Origin of the sequence: Pontibacter virosus, from assembly GCF_003096355.1 — a bacterium.
Classification (GTDB): domain Bacteria; phylum Bacteroidota; class Bacteroidia; order Cytophagales; family Hymenobacteraceae; genus Pontibacter; species Pontibacter virosus.
The window spans coordinates 1-1,409 of sequence record NZ_QEKI01000039.1; the positions used below are offsets into that span (position 1 = coordinate 1).

Sequence of the window (1,409 nt, forward strand, 5' to 3'; positions counted from 1 at the left end):
GCCCCCAGGTGCTTTCGGTCACTGGCGAAGGCAAGCAGCGTCTGCCAGGCGGCCTCGAAGAGGGTATCGTAGACGAGCCTGGGCTGATGCATAGCCAGCTGGTTGAGCGTGTCGGGCAGGGTGAAGACCACGTGGAAGTAGGGCACGGGCAGCAGCTCGGCCTGCCGGGCCTGTATCCACTGCTCCCGCCTGCGGCCCTGGCACTTGGGGCAGTGGCGGTTGCGGCAGGAGTTGTAGCTGACGCGCACCTGGCCGCAGTCCGAGCAGGCGTCCACGTGCCCGCCCATGGCCCGGGTGCGGCAGCGCAGGATAGCCCCAAGGGTGCGCAGCTGCCAGGAGTTGATGCCGCCGCAGTTCTCCACCTGGGGCCAGTGCGCCTGGAGCACATGGGCCACCTCGTGCTTGGCCCGCACTAGCAGTAGAGCGTGTCCAGCGGGGAGAAGGGCTTTTTCCTGCCCGACTGGGCCACGTGCAGGTAGACCATGGTGGTGTCGATGCAGGCGTGGCCCAGCAGGTCCCTGATCGAGACGATGTCCAGGCCGTCCTCCAGGAGGTGGGTGGCATAAGTGTGGCGCAGGGTGTGAGGGGTGAGCTGCTTTGCGATGCCGGCCGCCTTTCTGGCCTCCCGCACCACCCACTGCACGCCGGCCGTGGTGTAGCGCCTGTCGCGCAGCCCCTGCTCGTTCTCCTGCACCTGTCCGTTGAAGAGCCACTGTTGCGGGCACTCGGCCTGTATGTACTTTTCAAGGCCGCGGACCAGGTGGCCGCTCAGGGGCACGTAGCGGTCCTTGCCTCCCTTGCCCCGGCGCACGTGCAGCATGCGGCGGTCAAAGTCCACATCGGAGAGCTTCAGGTTGCACGCCTCACTGCAGCGCAGGCCGCAGCCGTAGAGGGTGGCCAGCAGCAGGCGGTGCTTGAGCAGTTTGGGCGCAGAGAGCAGCCTCTTGACCTCGGGCTTGCTGAGCACCACAGGCAACTTGCCCTCGCGCCTGAGGGCGGGCAGCTCGATGCGCTTGTCCTTGAGGCCCTCCATGCGGAAGACGTAGCGCAGGGAGTAGACGGTGAACTTGAAATAGGAATCGGAGGGGGTGTTGTGCTGCTGCTTTACCAGGTAAAGGTAGTCGTTGATCTGATCAGCGTCCAGCTCGGTGGGCAGGCAGTTAAAGTGCAGGGCTACCTTGGCCAGGTGGTGGCTGTAGTTTTTGAGGGTGCTCTGGCCGCGGCCGGCGACGGTGATTTTTTTGGAGAACTTCTCGTAAAGCTCGCTGAATCCCGCTACATTAGTACAGGCAGTCTGGATAAGGGTAGGTTCTTTTTTTTCATCTTATGTAAGAGTTAAGTGTGATTCCAAAAGATAGCCCTTATCCGCTGCTTTTTAAAACCAGCTACCGAAGGTTTAGTGCAACAAG

2 protein-coding genes are annotated in these 1,409 nt (G+C 62.5%); both read right to left on the minus strand.

The annotated features are described in order from the left end of the window. On the minus strand, positions 1 to 413 hold a 413-nt coding region (locus tag C8E01_RS21390; protein WP_207774938.1), incomplete at its 3' end, for an IS91 family transposase. Continuing rightward, on the minus strand, positions 413 to 1,033 hold the full coding sequence (locus tag C8E01_RS21395) for a tyrosine-type recombinase/integrase (protein ID WP_243409766.1): 621 nt from the start codon (positions 1,031 to 1,033) through the stop codon (positions 413 to 415). The genes C8E01_RS21395 and C8E01_RS21390, both read right to left, overlap by 1 nt. Positions 1,034 to 1,409: the final 376 nt, after the last annotated feature.